The organism is Alcanivorax sp. HI0044 (assembly GCF_001634945.1).
Window position 1 is genome coordinate 1 of sequence record NZ_LWEZ01000038.1, and the last position, 540, is coordinate 540.

Consider the following 540-nt stretch of genomic DNA (forward strand, 5'->3'; position numbering starts at 1 on the left):
TCGCGGTGCGCGAAGCTGAACTACAACTCGAACAGGCCTCGCGCGATCTTGAGAGAACCCGTACCTTGTTCGAACGGGGCACACTGCCGCAAGCAAAATTTGATCAGGCCGAAACCGCATACAAACTGCGTAAAGTTGCTCTTGTTACAGCACAACGAAACCTTGCCTACACACGCATCCTCGCACCGTTCGATGCACTGGTAACACGACGACTGGTCGATCCGTTCACCAACGTACCCGCTGGCGCACAAATCGTGCGAGTGCAAAACGTGGAGGAATTCCGTGTTCACATCAACGTCCCGGAGAACTTGATGGCGACTCTTGAATCACCGGAACGACTGATGGCCGACGCAATTTTCGGTAACGACTCGGAGCATCCGTTGCCGCTCAAATATCACGAACATGAAACTGAGCCGAATTCCGTAGCACAATCCTATCGCGTCACCTTCAGCTTGGCGCGCCAGCACGAAAAGACAATTTTACCGGGTATGACCGTTACGGTGCGTGTAAGTGAAGCCAGCAACCGCCCGGATGCCATGA

General features: G+C 53.9%; 1 protein-coding gene. It reads left to right on the plus strand.

What is annotated here, in order from left to right; genetic code table 11:
* A partial coding sequence (locus A3730_RS00450; protein WP_156500707.1) for an efflux RND transporter periplasmic adaptor subunit occupies positions 1–540 on the plus strand: 540 nt, incomplete at both ends.